At 69.9% G+C, this 15,429-nt stretch carries 13 protein-coding genes; 5 read left to right on the top strand and 8 right to left on the bottom strand.

Annotated features, from left to right (window positions below; all coding sequences use genetic code 11):
* Position 1: 1 nt before the first annotated feature.
* The gene (locus DAT35_RS59910) at positions 2-376 is read right to left on the bottom strand and encodes a hypothetical protein (protein ID WP_199242888.1); all 375 of its coding nucleotides are present in this window, start codon (positions 374-376) and stop codon (positions 2-4) included.
* A 65-nt stretch (positions 377-441) separates the two neighbouring features.
* Here DAT35_RS59910 and DAT35_RS14640 point away from each other — a divergent pair, with 65 nt between their 5' ends.
* Positions 442-2,169: a DUF3616 domain-containing protein gene (locus DAT35_RS14640; RefSeq protein ID WP_108067603.1), complete on the top strand. Its 1,728-nt coding sequence runs from the start codon at positions 442-444 to the stop codon at positions 2,167-2,169.
* Positions 2,170-2,539: 370 nt separating this feature from the next.
* On the opposite strand, the gene DAT35_RS14635 is transcribed toward DAT35_RS14640, so the two are convergent.
* From DAT35_RS14635 to DAT35_RS14615, 5 genes are all read right to left on the bottom strand, one after another.
* Complete coding sequence (locus DAT35_RS14635) at positions 2,540-3,100, bottom strand: sugar O-acetyltransferase (protein ID WP_108067602.1); 561 nt, start codon at positions 3,098-3,100, stop codon at positions 2,540-2,542.
* A gap of 103 nt (positions 3,101-3,203) precedes the next feature.
* Complete coding sequence (locus tag DAT35_RS14630; RefSeq protein ID WP_108067601.1) at positions 3,204-4,115, bottom strand: metallophosphoesterase; 912 nt, start codon at positions 4,113-4,115, stop codon at positions 3,204-3,206.
* Positions 4,116-4,362: 247 nt separating this feature from the next.
* Positions 4,363-5,823: a hypothetical protein gene (locus DAT35_RS14625; RefSeq protein WP_233261481.1), complete on the bottom strand. Its 1,461-nt coding sequence runs from the start codon at positions 5,821-5,823 to the stop codon at positions 4,363-4,365.
* Positions 5,824-6,054: 231 nt separating this feature from the next.
* A complete protein-coding gene (locus DAT35_RS14620; protein WP_108067600.1) occupies positions 6,055-6,651 on the bottom strand; it encodes a hypothetical protein in 597 nt (198 codons plus the stop codon).
* Between the two features lie 153 nt (positions 6,652-6,804).
* Entirely contained in the window at positions 6,805-7,254 is a 450-nt protein-coding gene (locus DAT35_RS14615; protein ID WP_108067890.1) for a Fur family transcriptional regulator, read from the bottom strand.
* A gap of 392 nt (positions 7,255-7,646) precedes the next feature.
* Between DAT35_RS14615 and DAT35_RS14610 the strand changes: the two genes are divergently transcribed.
* The 4 genes from DAT35_RS14610 (at position 7,647) to DAT35_RS14595 (ending at position 11,247) form a co-directional block, all read left to right on the top strand.
* The gene (locus tag DAT35_RS14610) at positions 7,647-8,033 is read left to right on the top strand and encodes a response regulator (RefSeq protein ID WP_108067599.1); all 387 of its coding nucleotides are present in this window, start codon (positions 7,647-7,649) and stop codon (positions 8,031-8,033) included.
* Positions 8,014-8,910, top strand: a complete 897-nt coding sequence (locus DAT35_RS14605) for a hypothetical protein (protein WP_233261480.1) — start codon at positions 8,014-8,016, stop codon at positions 8,908-8,910. Before DAT35_RS14610 ends, DAT35_RS14605 begins: the two co-directional genes overlap by 20 nt.
* Positions 8,911-9,009: 99 nt before the next feature.
* On the top strand, positions 9,010-9,519 hold the full coding sequence (locus DAT35_RS14600; protein ID WP_108067598.1) for a hypothetical protein: 510 nt from the start codon (positions 9,010-9,012) through the stop codon (positions 9,517-9,519).
* A gap of 129 nt (positions 9,520-9,648) precedes the next feature.
* A complete protein-coding gene (locus DAT35_RS14595; protein WP_233261479.1) occupies positions 9,649-11,247 on the top strand; it encodes a glycosyltransferase family 39 protein in 1,599 nt (532 codons plus the stop codon).
* A 40-nt stretch (positions 11,248-11,287) separates the two neighbouring features.
* Here DAT35_RS14595 and DAT35_RS14590 read toward each other — a convergent pair whose 3' ends face one another.
* Positions 11,288-12,184, bottom strand: a complete 897-nt coding sequence (locus DAT35_RS14590) for a sigma-70 family RNA polymerase sigma factor (RefSeq protein WP_369945765.1) — start codon at positions 12,182-12,184, stop codon at positions 11,288-11,290.
* Positions 12,184-15,330 carry a tetratricopeptide repeat protein gene (locus DAT35_RS14585; protein ID WP_108067595.1) on the bottom strand — a complete coding sequence of 1,049 codons (3,147 nt, stop codon included), beginning with the start codon at positions 15,328-15,330 and terminating at the stop codon, positions 12,184-12,186. Before DAT35_RS14585 ends, DAT35_RS14590 begins: the two co-directional genes overlap by 1 nt.
* Positions 15,331-15,429 lie beyond the last annotated feature (99 nt).

Here is a 15,429-nt window from a genome sequence, read left to right as displayed (position 1 = left end):
CTCAGAGCCCGTCCGTGGAGACCGCGAGCTGGTGCCATGAGGCCACCTCCTGCGCGACGCTCCGGTTCTTGGCCTCGATTCGGGCGATCGCATCGCTGCCCAGGGGCAGACGCAGCGGCGGCCGGGCGGCGTTCACCAGCTCGAGGATGGCCTTGGCCAACCTGGCGGGATCGCCCGGCTGCGCGTGGTTCAGCCCCTCGGCGACCGAGCGCGTGGGCGGGTCCTCGAGGACTGGTGCCCCTCCTACCCCGGCTTCTTCCTCTCCTGTCGACCCGTGGAGCCAGGCGTGATGCCCGCGTCCTGGCTCCATGGGACGTGCAAGTACCGAGGGTGTCCCCATGAAGCCGATGCCACGGAACTTCGACGGAATCGTCACGACGCGCATGCACCTGCCCGGGTGACCGTCCCTCCCCGTGCGCCTTCGGGCGCAAGGGAGAAGACATGCGTGGATGGAAGGTTCCTGTCATCGGTGCACTGGTCTCGGCGTTCTTCTGGGCCGGCGCGGGGTGTGGACAGGAAGGGTTTGATGCAAGCAGTGCGGAGACCGGGTTCTCCGTTGACGCCCAGGGGCTGGGCACGCAGAGCACGTCGTTCCAGGATGGGGTGTCTCCGTCCTCGAGCTACGCGGGCACTCGCGACTCGATGATCGAGGAGGAGAATCCCGACGACAACCACGGTGGCGACACCAGCATCTCGGCGAGCGGCGATACGCCCTCCGGCAGCGGCAATGAGAACTACATCCTGCTGCAGTGGGACGTGTCGAGCATCCCGGCGAATGCCAGCGTTCGCGCCGCCTCCATCGTCGTCACGGTGTCCGACAAGGCGGACCAGACCTACGACTTCTACGAGCTGACGCGCGCATGGACCGAGAGCCAGGTCACCTGGAAGGCAGCGGACAGCAGCCACGACTGGGCCTCGAATGGCGCGGACGGCAGCGGCGATCGGAACACGGTCTCGCTGGGTTCCATCAAGGCGTCCTCGACGGGGACGTACACCGTGACCCTGAATGCCTCGGGGCTCGCGGTGGTGCAGAAGTGGGTGACCACTCCTTCCAACAACCGCGGTGTCATCATCGCCAACAAGGACAATGACAACCGGCTGGAGCTCCGCTCGAGCGAGTACTCGACCAAATCCTCCCGCCCGAAGCTGACGGTGACCTGGGAGCTTCCCACCAGTCCGGACGCGGGGACCGGTGGTGGCGATGGCGGCTCACCGATGGTCCCGGGGACATACAAGGGCACCTGCGATGGCTCGGGCGGCGTGTGGATCGATTCCACCCACTTCCTGAACTTCAACGACGAGTCCCAGGGCGCGCGCATCTTCACCCAGGGCCAGAGCGCCTCCGCCGTGCAGAACAAGGACCTGAGCAGTGCGCTGGGCCTTTCGTCCTCGGACGAGGCGGACTTCGAGGACGCCGCTCGCGTGGGCAACCGCATTTACGTGACCACGTCGCAGGCGCGGAACAAGAACGGAGAGCTCGAGACCTCGCGCTACAAGTTCTTCGCCATCGACCTCTCGGGCACGGTTCCGAATGTCTCGCTCCAGGTCGCGGGGACCTCCTCGAATCTGCTCAAGGACATGCTGGATGCGTCCAACTGGGTCAATGCGAACACCTCGGTCATCTCGCTGCTGAATGACCGCTCGCGGCTGTCGGAGTCCACGGTGGCGGACCTGGCGCCGAAGCTGAACGGCACCAACGTCGAGGGACTGGCGGCGCTGCCCACCGGTGGCCTGGTGATCGGCTTCCGCAATCCGCAATCGGGCTCGAGCGCGCTGATGGTCACGCTGACCAACCCGGACGCGGTGGTCGGAGGCTCCAAGGCGAGATTCGGTCAGGCCATCCTGGTGAACCTGGGCGGGTACGGCATCCGGGGCATGGCGTGGTCAGAGGCCCACCAGACGGTGCTCATCCTCAGCGGGCCTCGTGACGAGAGCAACGGGCCCTTCGCGCTCTGGAAGTGGAGCGGTGATGCGAGCAGCGCACCGGTGAAGGTGATGGACCTGACCGCGCCATCGGACTCCGCTCCGGAGGCGGTCATCCCCTATCCCGGCACGAAGGATGTGCAGATTCTCTTCGACATGGGATCGCACCTGATCAGCGGGACGCAGTGCAAGGACGTGTCGTCCTCCAGCCAGTACTTCAGTGACACGATCGTCCACCTGGACTGAGAGAGGGTGGACGATCCGCTGCCCTTCGCGTTGGCACGACAGGCGACGCGAAGGGACAGGAGGGCTGTGCGAGGAGGTCCCGGGCGCGTTTTCCCGCAACTGGTCCGACCACAGGGTTGGTCAGAACAGATAGGGAGTGGCGGCCGAGCGAGGAAGCCCCCAGTCTTGGCAGAGAGAAGGGCATTCGCAATGCCCTCCAGCCGCTCAGGCTCAATCCGCTGTTCCGACCAACCCTGCCATCGGACCAGTTCGCGTAGAACGCGGCCGGAAGGTCCCTCGGTTCGGGAGGTGGGATGGCTGCGAAGCTGTTCGAGCGGGTGGTGCCTTGAGCACCGTTCGGCAACCTTGCTGAAGGGGATGAGGCGCCCCGTCAGCGCACCGGGCGCCGGACGCGGCAGGGATTGCCCGCCGCCAGCACGTAGGGCGGCAGGTCCTTCGTCACGACACTGCCCGCTCCCACCGTGGTGCCCTCTCCAATGCTCACTCCGGGGAGGATGAGGCTCCCTCCGCCGATCCAGGCCTTGGCGCCGATTCGGACGGGACGCGAGAGCTCCGGGCCTCGGATGCGCTCATCCGGGTCCAGCGGGTGCGTGGCGGCGTAGATGTGCACGCCCGGGCCGAAGAAGACATCGTCTCCGATCTCCACCCGGTTGCAGTCGAGCACCACGCACTGGAAGTTCATGAAGACGCGCGCCCCGAGGAACAGGAAGGTGCCGTAGTCGCAGTGGAAGGGGGGCTCGATCCACGCTCCGGGGCCCACCGCTCCGAGCAACTGCTCCAGCAGGGCTCGGCGCACCCGCGTGTCCTCCGGGTCGCTGTCGTTGTAGGTCCGCAGGAGGCGGCGGGCTCGCGTCCTCGCCGCCGTCAGTTCGGGATCGCTGGCCAGGTAGAGCTCGCCCGCCAGCATCTTCTCCTTCTCACTGCGCTCCACGGTGGCCCTCCCGCTCGCTGGCCGTACCCGCCCCAGGGAAGCTGGACACGCGAGGGACGCGCGGCAATGGCTCCCGTCGGCGGTGGCGAGAGGGGAAGCGAGCTCAGTGCGTGGCCGCTGCCTCGGAGGGGCGCAGCGTGAAGAAGGCCACCTCGGGGTACGTGCCGCGCCGCAGGTACGGCCCGCCGAAGCCAAAGCCCAGTCCCATGTTCACGTAGAGCTGGTTGCCTCGCACGTGGTAGTGGCCCTGGATGTAGGGCTGGCCCGCACGGCGGAAGATGGCCTCGGTGAGGCCTCGCACCACGAACTGGCCTCCGTGCGTGTGTCCGGAGAACTGCACCAGGTTGGCGTTCGGTGGCAGCTTCTCGATGGTGGGCGGCGAGTGGGTGAGCACCAGCCTCGTGCCCGACTCGGGCGCGCCTTGGAAGGTGAGCTCCACGTCGTCGCGGCCCGTGCGCCCATCGTCGATTCCCAGCACCGTGAGCGGCGCCCCGCGCAGGTTCACCACCCGGTGCTCGTTCTGCAACACCGTGTAGCCCAGGCGCTCGAAGCCGGTGCGCAGGTAGCTCGCGTCCACCCAGTGGTCATGGTTGCCCAGCACCGCGAACACCGGGCTATTGAAGCCCGACAGCAGCTCGATGACCCGCGGCAGCGGCTTGGGGCTGTGCGTCACGTAGTCGCCCGTGAGGAAGACCAGGTCCGGGTTGCGCGCGTTCACCTCGGCCACCGCCCGGCGGATGCGCACCGCCGACGTCGCCTGGCCCACGTGGATGTCCGACAGGTGCGCGATGCACAGCCCGTCGTGCTCCCGGTGCATCCCCGGCACGTACAGCATGTTCTCCGACAGCGTGAAGTGGTCCCTCCAGCGCAGCCGCGCCTCGGGCCGCAACGGATCCGGTCCAATGGCCCTCAGCTCGTTCCGCATCATGCGATTCCGGTTCGGCCCGGAGGCAGGTGCGGAGACCACCTCGGCGGTCTGCGAGGCGGAACGGCGGCGGGCGAGTCTCAGGGGCATGCGTGTCCTTCCGTCGGATCGATGACGGCTCGAATTGTAAAGGACACCGGCCACACCCGACGAGCGGAGGCTCCAGGTCCGCCCGCCCGGTCTCCAACCGGTGTCAGCGGGCGAAAGGTAAAGGCCAAGGAGCCCCTGAAAATTCCGGGCCGCGGGAACGAAGCCCGGCGGCCTGGTGTCTGAGCGAATCTCCGACGGTATGGGGGCACCCGAGCGGCTGGAGTGTCTCTCCCAGGGGGCATGGGCCTCAGTGGCCCCGGATGACTGTGAGCCCCTTGTTGGTGAGCACGTAGAGCATCGCGGGCGTCACGGTGGGGTCGTACAGGAGCTGTCTCACCACCACGCCGTCCACGCCCTCCACGTGCGTGAGCCGCAGCTGGGCGTCCAGCCTCCAGAGTCCGAAGCCCGCGGTGCCGATGAAGAGCGAGCCGTCATCCGTGGCCGCCAGCGCGTGGAGGCTGTCCGTGGGCAGCCCCTTCACCTTGACGCCATGGGCCTCGGAGCGGCGCGAGATGTCCATCCGCCACAGGCCGAACCGCTCGCTGGCCAGGTAGTAGCTCCCGCCCGTGGTCTGCTGGATGGCGCGCCAGGAGTCCATCTCCTCCTGGCTGTTGACCTCGGGGATGAAGGAGTTGAGCTTCTCCGGGTTGAGCGAGTCGACGACCTTGTCCCAGTCCGCCAGGTTCTTCGAGGGCGTCACCACGCCCACGTTCCACTCGTTGCCGATGAGCACGTCGCCGTTCTGCGCGATGCCCAGGGCGTACGTGTAGCCAGCCATCTGCGTCACGCCGCCGTCTGGCCTGGGTTTGAACCACACCGGATGCCGGTGGCTGTTGTACGTGAGCCCCTGGATGCGCGTCACGCCATGGTTGGTGCCGATGTAGAGCTCGCCCTTGTGCTCGCCGCGCATCACCTTCACGCAGCTGAGCACCGAGCGGTCCTCGTCGAAGTGGTGGTCGTTCGTGTTGCGGATGCCGATGTCCTGCGGCCCGTTGCTGCGCGCCGAGCGGCCCAGGTGCGTCTCCAGCGCCACGCTTCCATCCGGCTGCAGCCGCACCACGTCCAGGTCCCCTTTCTTGTATTCCTCGTAGCGCACGGGGTCGAAGCGCGCCGGGTCTGGATCTTCGTAGCCGGGGAACGAGCTCCCATCCGGGCTGTAGATGAAGGCGTTGTCCAGCTCGTAGGTGGAGTAGCCCACGTAGGCGCGGCCCGCGCTGCCACCGCAGATGACGGTGGAGCCCAGGGCCAGCTTGTCGGACCCGAAGCCCGGCGCCGCCTGACCCACGCCGCTTGTCCACCGTGGCGTGTTCTCGCCGGGACGCAGCACGCCGAGGCGGTCTCCGTCCAGCAGCCAGATGTTGTACGCGTCGTCCACGGCCACTGCCCGCACGACGCCCAACTCGTAGCGGCTCGAGTAGTTCACCAGCGGCTCGTCCGGCCACGGCCCCGCCGTCACCACCGGTCCCGGGTCCGGGTCGCCCGGGTCGGTGCCTGGGTCCGGGTCGGTGCCCGGGTCCTTGTCGCCGGGATTCGGATCCACCGGAGGCGAAGTGGGCTCGGTGCCCGGTGGCGGTGGCTCGGCCGGCGGGGGCTGTTCCCCGACATGCGGGTTCTCGTCCACTCCGGGTGTGCGAGGCCCGTCCGCCGTGCTGCCGCAACCCCATGCCACCATCGCTCCCACCGCCCACGCTCCCAACAGTCTGCGCATGACCTATCCCGCCTCCTCGGGCCTGACTCGAAACATGTTGGCGCAGAGCAAGTGCCATACCCGCGAGGGTGGGTCGGCCGAGGGAGCACGCGGGACGGAGGTGGAGTCAGGAAGGAAAGCGGAGTTCACCTCGCGTTCCCTCGAGGCACCGGAGCCTGGGCGTAAAACGACCGGGCCCGTTCCCCGGCGAGGGAAACGGGCCCGGCTCCGTCCGCGGTGGACGGTCACGTGTTACTGCTGGGGCGTCGGCTGGGTGCTCGGAGTACCCTGGTGCGTTCCCTGCGTTCCCTCCGTCGGAGCAGGAGTCGTTCCAGTGGGGGCAGGCGCGTGCTTGGTCTCCTTCGTGCTCTTGGTGCCCTTCTTGGCGCCGCCCGCTACGCTCTTGGGCGTCGAGGCATCCAGCTCCACGGCGATCGCGTTGTCCCCTTCAATCTGGAACTTGGCGCGGACCATGGAGCCCTCGGGGATGTCGGCCGCCGAGACCGTCTTGCCGTCCAGCCGCACGATCGTCTGGTCGCGCACGGCCAGTTGGGCGTCCGGCAGGCCTTCCTTCTGGCGCGAGAGCGTGACTTCATCCTTCTTCGAGCTCTTGAGGTCGCCGCTCAGGTTGAAGGCGTGCTCCTTCTCCTTCTTCATGGCGGAGGCTTCTTCCTGCTGCTTGTGCTCCTTGGTGGCCTTCGAGCCGCTCGCGCTCGGTGCCACCTCACTGGCGTCGACGCCCGTGCTGACGTGCTTCTTGGTCTGCGACTCTTGCTGGGTGTTCGCGTTGGACTGCGCCAGGGCAGCCGTGCTCAGCGTGATGACCAGTGCGGCCAGAAGCTTCTTCATGATGACCCCTCCAGTTTTCCGTGTGGGAGACCTGCCGGAAAACGGTGGGGTTGCCACGGGCGGACGCCAACCCCACGGGGCCGGAGCGAAGGGCTCCGGCAGGAGGGCAGGCGGGCGGGGAGGGCGTGCTCTGGACGGCAGGAGCCGGTGGGCCTAGACGCAGCGGTCACACAGGCCGCGCAGCTGGATATCCACCGAGCGGGCGGCCACGGCCTTGGGTGCTCCCTTGGCCGGGGTGAGGCGGACGGATTCGGCGGGCAGGCAGGCGACGGTGCCGCAATCCGTGCACGTGAAGTGCGGGTGCGTGCCCTGGTGCGACTTCTCCTCGCGCTTGAGCTCGAAGCGCCACACGTGGTCGCCCAGGTCCGCGCGCATCACCAGCCCGGCCTCGGTCAGGTCGGTGAGGTTGCGGTAGATGGTGACCCGGTCGTAGCCCTCTTCGCCCAGTGCCTCCACCAGGTCCGCGTGACTCAGGGGTGCCGTCGCGGACTCCAGTTCCCTCAGCACCGCCACCCGCGGTGACGTGCTGCGCAACCCCGCGGCGCGCAGGCGGTCCTGGTAATCGGCGAGCTTCGGCTGATGTGTGTTCTTCCTTGCAGCCATCTCCATCCGCATAACTCAACTCCTGAAAAGTTGCATCTCACTTGCACCATCAAAACTCACATACTCCATCAAATTGAGACTCAGAACCGCGCGGACGTCTGGAGTGGATGCTGGCCGGTCAGCAGACAGCCGGGCGGCTCTGGGTGCGCCAGTGTGCCGGAGTCCAGGTTCATGTGCGACGGGGATGCAGGTGCATTTGGATTGCATTGAACAGGGCGCGAGGGGCGGAGGGCGGTTCGTCGGACCCGGGGTGCCAGCGTCTTCACTCCGAGAGTGGTAGGAGTCTTCGCGGGCCTGTCCGGAAAAGGGTACCTTCTACCGCCTTCTGGCTTGCGAGCGAGGTCCCCTGCGTCGGACGCTCCAGGGTGCAGCCAGTGCGCGGAGGACGGGACGTGTTACGGGTGCTCGTGCTCGAGGACGATGAAGACCTGAGAACCATCCTCTGCGAGCTGCTGTCGCTGTCCGGAGTCGGCGAGTGCGTGAGCGCGGGCTCCCTGGAGGAACTGCGGCACAAGCAGGCCGAGGCGCTCGGGTGCGGGCTGGCGCTGCTGGACATCAATCTGGGAGCCGAGGTGCCCAGCGGGTTGGATGCGTACCGCTGGCTGAAGGACAACGGGTTCTCCGGCAGGACGGTGTTCCTCACCGGCCATGCCCGCTCGCACCCGCTGGTGCGCGAGGCCCTGGAGCTGACCCACGTCCAGGTACTGTCCAAGCCCATCGAGTCGAAGATCCTCCTGGCACTGGTGGAGAGTGGTCTCCATGGAACCGGAACGGGCTAGGCCGCTCACGTTCGGAGTGGAGGAGGAGCTGCGGGCCCGGGCCTGGCGCGGCGCGGTGGTGGGCTGTGTCCTGGTTGCCCTGACGGAGCTGGCCTTCGTCTTCATCGACTACCGGGTGTTCCACGGCGCCACCCTGCCGCTGCTGCGCGCGCTGCACGGGCTGTGGGCGCTGGTGTTGCTGGGCGTGCTGCTCGCGCGCCGCCAGTGGCTGCGCACGAGCGTGGTCGATGCCTGTTTCGCGGGCGTGGTGCTGCCCTTCCTCCCCGTCTTCGCCCTGGCCGAGCACGCCATGGCCCGCTCGGGTCTCGTCTGGGTGCCCATGAAGGGCCCTCAACTGGTGATGCTGGCCCTGGGGGTGTTCGCGCCCATCGGACTGTGGCTCGGGGGCGGGTTGATCTCCGTCTTCGCGCTGGAGGCGGTGGTGCTCTGGTACACGCTGGGGCTCGGGGAGCACCCGGGGGTGCGCTCTCCGTGGGAGCCCTGGGTGACGCTCGTCTACGGGGGCCTGGCCCTGGCGATGCTGGCCTACCGGGTGCGCAGTCACACCATCGAGCTGAGGCTGCGCGAGGCGCGCGCCGAGGCAGAGGCGCTGGAGCGGCTGGCCCGGCTCTTCCTCGTGGTGCGCGACGCCACCAACACCCCGCTGCAGACGCTGGAGCTGAGCCTCGCCCTGCTGCGCAAGCGCCATCCCGAGTGCGCGCCCACCGTCGCTACCATGGAGCGGTCCGTGGAGCGGCTGCGCGCGTTCGCCCAGCGCCTGGGCATCGCGGACCCGCTGGTGGTGTGGCGCGAGGGCGATGAGTCCTTCGACGCCGAGTCCATGCTCCAGCGCCTGGAGGCGGACCTCGCGCGAGAGCTGGAACGCAGGCGCCGCTGAGCCCTGTTCCGCTCGCGACACCCGGCTCGCGGCCGCCTCTTGTCAACCCCGTACCCCGTCCCCAGCTTCCGGCCCGAGAACCACACGAAAGGACATTGGATGCCGGAGAAGCAGACCATTCAGCGCGCGCGGCAGGCGAAGCGCTCGGGCAAGCGGCCGACGACGCAGGCGGGCGAGTTCGTCCGCGAGGAGATGCACCACATGAAGGAGGGCAGGCACGGGCCGGAGTCGCCCAGGCAGGCCATTGCCGTCGGCCTCTCCAAGGCGCGGCGGGCCGGAGTGCGCCTGCCTCCGCCGGGACCCGGACAGGCGAAGCGCAAGACGCGCCAGAGCGCCCGGAGCGCTTACCGTCTGGGCCAGGAGGAAGGGGAGCTGAGCGAGAGCAGGAGCACCGCGCCGCGCCGCCGCCGCTCCACCACTGGTAGTCGCACCACCGCCCGCCGGAGCACCTCGTCACGCGGAAGCACCACCCGCCGGGGGACCAAGACGGGGAGCCGCACCACCGCCGCCGGACGCACCGGCCGCGCGAAGACGACGTCTCGCGGTGGCACCTCCCGCCGGGGTTCCTCCACGGGCCGGGGCCGTTCCTCCTCTCGCTCGAAGAGGTAGCCGAGCGCTCCCGCTGCGGTGAGCCCACGGGCCGGCGCTCCTTTCCCGGAGGCACCGGTTCTGTTTTCGTGGGCTCCCCGCACCATGGACAGCGCTCCGCTCCGACCGCCGCAGACTCCTTCCGCTCTCGTGTCGCGCGTGGGCGCGCTGGGGGCCCGGGTGCCCGTATGGGCGCTTGTCTTCATCGTGGCGCTTGGGGTCCGCCTGGCGTACCTGCTCACCGCCCACGGTCCCGCCTTCGACGCGCCGTTGATCGACGCGGACTATTACGACGCGCTCGGCGAGCGGCTGGCCCGGGGCGAGGGCTTCGACGCGGGGCCCTTCTGGCAGCCCCCGCTCTACCCGCTGGTGCTCGGCGCCCTCTACGGGTTGGGTGGGCACAGCTTGTGGTGGCCGCGCCTGTTGCAGGCCCTGCTCGGGGCGCTCACCGCCGCGCTCGCGGGTGGCGTGGCCCGGCGCGTCTCCGGCGATTCCCGCGTGGGAGTGGGCGCGGGCTTGCTGGTGGCGTTGCATGGGCCGCTCGTCTTCTACGACGGGGAGCTGCTGGCCACTTCGGTGGGTACCTTTCTCGGCGCCGCGGCGCTCTGGTTGGCCCTCCGTGAGGCTCCGGGCGTGGGGACCGCGCTGCTGTGCGGAGCGTGTATCGGCCTGGGGGCGCTCGCGGTGGCGCCGCTGTTGTTGCTCGTCTTCCCGCTGGCGTGGGCCCTCGCTCGGGGACGCCCGGGCAGAGCCGTGCTCTGCGTGGCCGCCTGTGCCGCATGCGTGCTGTGCACCGCGCTCGTGAACCACTCGCGCTCCGGTGAGTGGGTGCTCATCTCCGCCAACGGTGGCATCAACCTGTGGCTGGGCAACAACTCGGACGTGGACGGCGCAATGGCCATCCGCCCTGGCGCGGCCTGGGAGACGCTCATGAACGAGCCCTCGCGCCACGGCTTCCAGACTCCGGCCACCCAGGATGCGTACTTCACCCGGAAGGCGCTGGACTGGTGCCGCTCACGGCCGCTCGATTGTGTGGGCAACCTGCTGTGGAAGGCCCGGTTGCTGCTCGTCGCCCGCGAGCTGCCCCGCAACGAGGACCTCTATGTCGTCCGCTCGCAGTCCCCCGTGCTGTGGGCGCTCACCGCGAGGCTCGGCGGCTTCGCGCTTCCGTACGCGTTGCTCTGGCCACTGGCGGCGGCGGGAGCCGTGGTGCTCTGGCGCAGGTGGCGCGCGAAGGACGACGCACGTGTGGCGCTCACCGTGGCGGGTGCCAGCCTGATGCTCGCGGCTCCGTCCGTTCTCTTCTTCGTCACCGGCCGATATCGCGCACCCCTCACGCCGGTGTTGTGCGTGCTCGCGGCGTTGGGGCTTCATGCGCTGCTGTCGCGTGGCGCCTCGCGCATGGTGCCCGTGGGAGTGGCCCTGGCCGTGCTCGTGCTGTCCGTGTGGCCTGTGCGGCTGGCGGTGGACGGCGTCGACTTCGAGGCCGAGCTGCACTTCGCGGTGGGTGGCCGTCATGCACGCCTCGGGAACGACGTGGCCGCGGTGGAGGCGTGGCGGCAGGCGGTACTCCGGAGGCCGGACTATCTGGAGGCGGGCTACAATCTGGGGCTCGCGCTGGAGCGGCTGGGCCGAACCGGGGAGGCCGTCCGCACCTATGAGGCGCTGCTGCGCTGGTACCCGCGCGAGGCGCTATTGCGAGAGCGGCTCTCGCTGCTTCAAGGCACGGTACGAGACGGTGGGCCGTGAGGCCTCGAGCGGTTCGACTTCATCGTCCACTGAGAGGTGCTCAGGTCATCAGCCGGTTCAGGCTGAGGTCCAGCCGGCTCTGGACCAGGCCCAGCAGGCTCTCCAGCTCGCGGCCGTCGAGTTTCAGCCGGGCCCCCAGTTCGCGGCGGGTGAGCTTCAGCAGGCGCTCGCGGGCCTGCGCCACGTGTCTCGCCACGCTGGAGCGGGGCTCGCCGTACATCGTCGCCAGCTTGTCCATGGTGAGGCCATGCAGGTGGTGCAGTCGCAACAGGGCTCGCTCCCGCTCGGAGAGGGCCGCCAGCGCCACCTGGAGTGACTCGGTGAGCGCCTCGCGCGAGTCGGCCCGGAGCACCTCGCGCTCCGGGTCGTCCGGGGACAACATCCGCTCGAGCGCCTCGGGGGGTTCGGAGAAGAGCTCCTGGCGCCCGTCCCGGCTGGACAGCTCTCCGGCGATGCGCGCGGCGACGATGCGCACCCAGCCCCGCAGCGGACCCCGCCCCGAGTAGTCCGCGATCTTCGGAGCCGCTCCTCCCACGCCCAGCAGCAGCCGCTGACGCAACACCTGCAGCACCTCGTCCAGGGTGGCGGCGGGGAGCTGGCCGAGCCGCGCGGGCACCTTCTGGAGGATGTGGCGCTCGAAGTGTTGCAGGGCCTGGGGCTCGCCCTGGGCGCACGCGCATGCCAGGTACAGGTCCGCGGCGTGGAGCTGGCGCAGCGCGTCCGCGGGTGCGCCTTCCGCAGGCAGGTGCCGGGCCAGGTGGCGCGCGAAGGACTCCGGTGCGAGCGTCACCGTGGGCCACGCCGTGCGTCCCGCCTCGAGGTGCTCCTCCAGGAGTCTCTCCAGTCCCTGTTGCGCTCGAAGCCAGGCGCTTCGCTCCGGTGGCGCGTGGGCCAGCACCTGCTCCGTGAGGGAAGCCGCCACATCCTCGCTCTTCATCATCGGGTGACCTCGCTCACGGCCTGGGGTTGCCGGGCCTGCCAGTCCATCACCTCGCGCAGCTCCAGGCGCGCCCGCGTCCCCAGGGGCTCCAGCCAGCTCCGGGCCTCCTCGGCGAGGGCGGTGGCGCGCGCCCGCTCCTCGCGTGAGTGCCGCGCCCAGAGGGCTCGTGCCAGGAGGAAGGAGGCTCGCGCCTCGTCCAGCTTGTCCAACGGGGCATGCGCGTGGATGCGCCGGGCGCGCTCGAGCAGCGGCACTGCCTCCTCCGGTGCTCCGAGCCCCAGGTGGGCCTCCCCGAGACACGCCAGGTCCAGTGCGACGTCCGGGTTCTCCGTGCCCTGGGCCTGCTCGTCGAGCTTCAGGATGTGCTGGCAATTCGCGAGCGCTGGGCCATGGGCTCCCGTGGCCAGGTCGACCCGGGCCAGGACGCGCAGCACCTCCGCGGCCACCACGGTGTCCGGGCCGTTCTCCTTCTCCAGCAGCCGCAGGGCGCGCGTCACGTGCTTCCGTGCCTCGGTGGGGTGGCCCGCCCGCAGGTGGACGAGCGCGAGGTTGCGCAGCGGTAGCTCGGCGCGCGGGGTATCCGGCCCCATGCCGTGCTGAATCCGCTCCAGGGCCTGCTGGTTGTAGGCGAGCGCCTCGTCCAGGTGGTGCGAGTCATAGGCCACCATTCCCAGTCCGCAGAGCGCGGTGACGGTGTTGGGGTGGTCCGGACCCTTGCTGCGCTCGAAGAGGGCGAGCGCCCGCTGGAAGTGCTGCCGCGACTCCTCCAGCCGGCCCTCGCGCCGCAGCACGACGGCGAGGTTGTTGAGCGGGGCGGCGAGGCTCGGGTGGTCCGGGGAGCGCGCCGCCTCCAGCAGGGCCAGCGAGCGCCGGAAGGTGGCGAGCGCCTCGTCGGGCCGGCCCTGCGACAGCAGCTCGCTGGCGATGTTGTTGAGGTTGAGCGCGAGCGCGGGGTGCTCGGGGCCCCACAGGCGCTCGCGCAGCTCCTGGGCCTGGCGGTAGAGCGTCAGGGCCTCCGTGCTGCGCAGCTGCCGCGAGCGCACCCGGCCCAGCCCGGACAGGAAGTAGGAGGTGCGGATGCTGTCGGGGCCATGGGCTTCGCGCGACAGCTCCAGCCCCTGGGAGAACTCCGCGTCCGCCTCGTCCAGCTTGCCCTGCACCAGCAGCAGTCCGCCCATGCGCAGGTGCAGGTCCGTGGCGATGGCCGGGAAGCGCTCGCGTCCCAGCCGCTCCACGGCGGCGCGGGCGTGCTGGACGAGCCGGTTGGCCTCGTCCACCCGCGCCATCTGCTCGCCCACCACCCACAGCAGCAGAATCCACACGCGCGCTACCGTCTCGTCGTCGCGCCCAGCCTCGGCGGCCCACAGAGCGCGATAGAGGATGTCCTCCGCCTCCTTGAGCTTGCCGACCATCCCATGCAGGTGCCCGTGCAGGGTGAGCACCTCGGCCTCCAGGGGGCGGTAGTCGAGCCCCTGAATCTCCTTCAGGAGGGCCGTGGTCACCGCGAGGGCGGCGGTGTGGTCTCCGCCGTCCAGGTGGGCGCGGGCCTCGGCGAGTCGGCGCCGGGCGGCGTCGACCTGAGGGCGCAGGGCATCGGGCGGCTGCGGCCGGGTGGCGAGCTCCGGTGCCTCCCTGCACCCGGCGAGTCCCTCGAGCGAGGCCACCATCTGCGGCGCGTTCTGCACCGTCTGCGCGTCCGCCTTCTCCAGCACCGAGGTGATGGCGGCGAGGTGCCACAGCCGGGTGTCGAGGCAGGCCGTCGTCTGCCACGCGGTGCTGGAGGAGTCCCGGGCCGCTGCCAGGCAGGACTCGGTGCGCAGCGCGCGCCACGAGGCGGCATGCGCATCCAGCGCGCTGGAGACGGCCTCCCAGGCGGACGCGGCGTAGGGCTTGCCGGTGGCGAGGAAGGCCGTGTGCACACGCTCACGCCGCTCGGGGCTCCAGGCGGCGGCGAGCTTCTCCGTCTCCTGGGCGCAGCGCACCTCGCGCCGGTGCGCCACCACGTAGCCCAGGACGATGCCCATCAGGCTGGCCGCGACGGCGGAGATGGCCACCCGCGTGCGGATGCGCAGGGAGCGTGGGGCGAGTGCCACCAGCAGGGCCTCCATGGAGGGGAAGCGCTCCTCGGGCCGGGCTCGTAGCCCTCGCAGCACCGCGCGCCGCACGCGGGCGGGCACTTTCACCTCCCGCCCGGGCGGCCGCACCCGTCCCTCGCGCGCGGCCTGGCCGAGCTCCTCGAGGCTCGTGCCCTCGAAGGGCCGCACCCCGTGGAGCGCCTCATAGAGGGCCACGCAGAAGCTGAACTGGTCCGAGAGCGCGTCCACTCCCTGTCCGTCCAACTGCTCTGGCGCCATATAGGCCGGCGTGCCCAACAGCATGCCCGTGCGGGTCAGCGGCGTGAGGGCGTCCTGCCCTCGCGGATGGGCGAGCGGGGGCGTGGGCACTTCCCGAGGCGTGGGGACCTCCCGAGGCGGGAGCACCTCCCGCGGCGTGTCCACCCGGTTGGAGGGCCGGGCCAGTCCGAAGTCCGTCACCCGGACGCGGCCGTCCAGCCCGACGAGGACGTTGGCGGGTTTGAAGTCGCGGTGCACCAGGCCCGCCGCGTGCGCGGCCGCGAGCCCCCGCCCCGCATCGAGGAAGACGCGCAGCACTTCCCGCCACGGGCGTGGCTGCTTCAGCCAGTCCGCCAGTGTGGTGCCCTCCACCAGCTCCAGGGCCAGGAAGATGCCATCCCCGCAGATGCCCACGTCGTGCACGGCGACGACATTGGGATGGGAGAGCCTCGCCAACGCCTGGGCTTCACGCAGCAGCCGCAGCCGCAGCTCGTCCACGCGACGGCCCTCCGGGCGCAGCAGCTTGAGGGCCACCTGACGATCCAGCTCCGGATCATACGCCGCGTACACTTCGCCCATGGAGCCACGGCCGATGCGCTCGAGCACCACGTACCGTGCGAGCGTGGCTCCTGGGGCCAGCGGCGGCTCCTCACCCACCGCCGGCACGCCCGGGCTGGAGCTGGCGCCCAGGGCCACCTGCCGCTGGCAGTGTTCGCAGCCTTCCACGTGCGCCAACACCCGCGCCCGCGTCTCCTCCGAGAGCTGTCCCGCGAGGAAATCGCTCAGTGTCGTCTCGTCCGGGCACCCCATCCGGGAAGGCACACTAACAGAGGGAGACAATTCTTATCGGTATGTAAGAATTGACCGGGCTCGCGGGGATGTCAGATATCCGGCCCCATGTGGAGCCAT

Source organism: Vitiosangium sp. GDMCC 1.1324, from assembly GCF_003044305.1.
Classification (GTDB): Bacteria; Myxococcota; Myxococcia; order Myxococcales; family Myxococcaceae; genus Archangium.
Note: the sequence above shows the minus strand (reverse complement) of the source record. Positions and strands in the feature narration are given on the sequence as shown.

Coding starts and splice junctions, on each gene's coding strand:
- DAT35_RS14640 (WP_108067603.1), top strand. CDS start 442: ATGCGTGGATGGAAGGTTCCTGTCATCGGTGCACTGGTCTCGGCGTTC.
- DAT35_RS14630 (WP_108067601.1), bottom strand. CDS start 4,115: ATGCCCCTGAGACTCGCCCGCCGCCGTTCCGCCTCGCAGACCGCCGAG.
- DAT35_RS14625 (WP_233261481.1), bottom strand. CDS start 5,823: ATGCGCAGACTGTTGGGAGCGTGGGCGGTGGGAGCGATGGTGGCATGG.
- DAT35_RS14620 (WP_108067600.1), bottom strand. CDS start 6,651: ATGAAGAAGCTTCTGGCCGCACTGGTCATCACGCTGAGCACGGCTGCC.
- DAT35_RS14615 (WP_108067890.1), bottom strand. CDS start 7,254: ATGGCTGCAAGGAAGAACACACATCAGCCGAAGCTCGCCGATTACCAG.
- DAT35_RS14605 (WP_233261480.1), top strand. CDS start 8,014: ATGGAACCGGAACGGGCTAGGCCGCTCACGTTCGGAGTGGAGGAGGAG.
- DAT35_RS14600 (WP_108067598.1), top strand. CDS start 9,010: ATGCCGGAGAAGCAGACCATTCAGCGCGCGCGGCAGGCGAAGCGCTCG.
- DAT35_RS14590 (WP_369945765.1), bottom strand. CDS start 12,184: ATGAAGAGCGAGGATGTGGCGGCTTCCCTCACGGAGCAGGTGCTGGCC.
- DAT35_RS14585 (WP_108067595.1), bottom strand. CDS start 15,330: ATGGGGTGCCCGGACGAGACGACACTGAGCGATTTCCTCGCGGGACAG.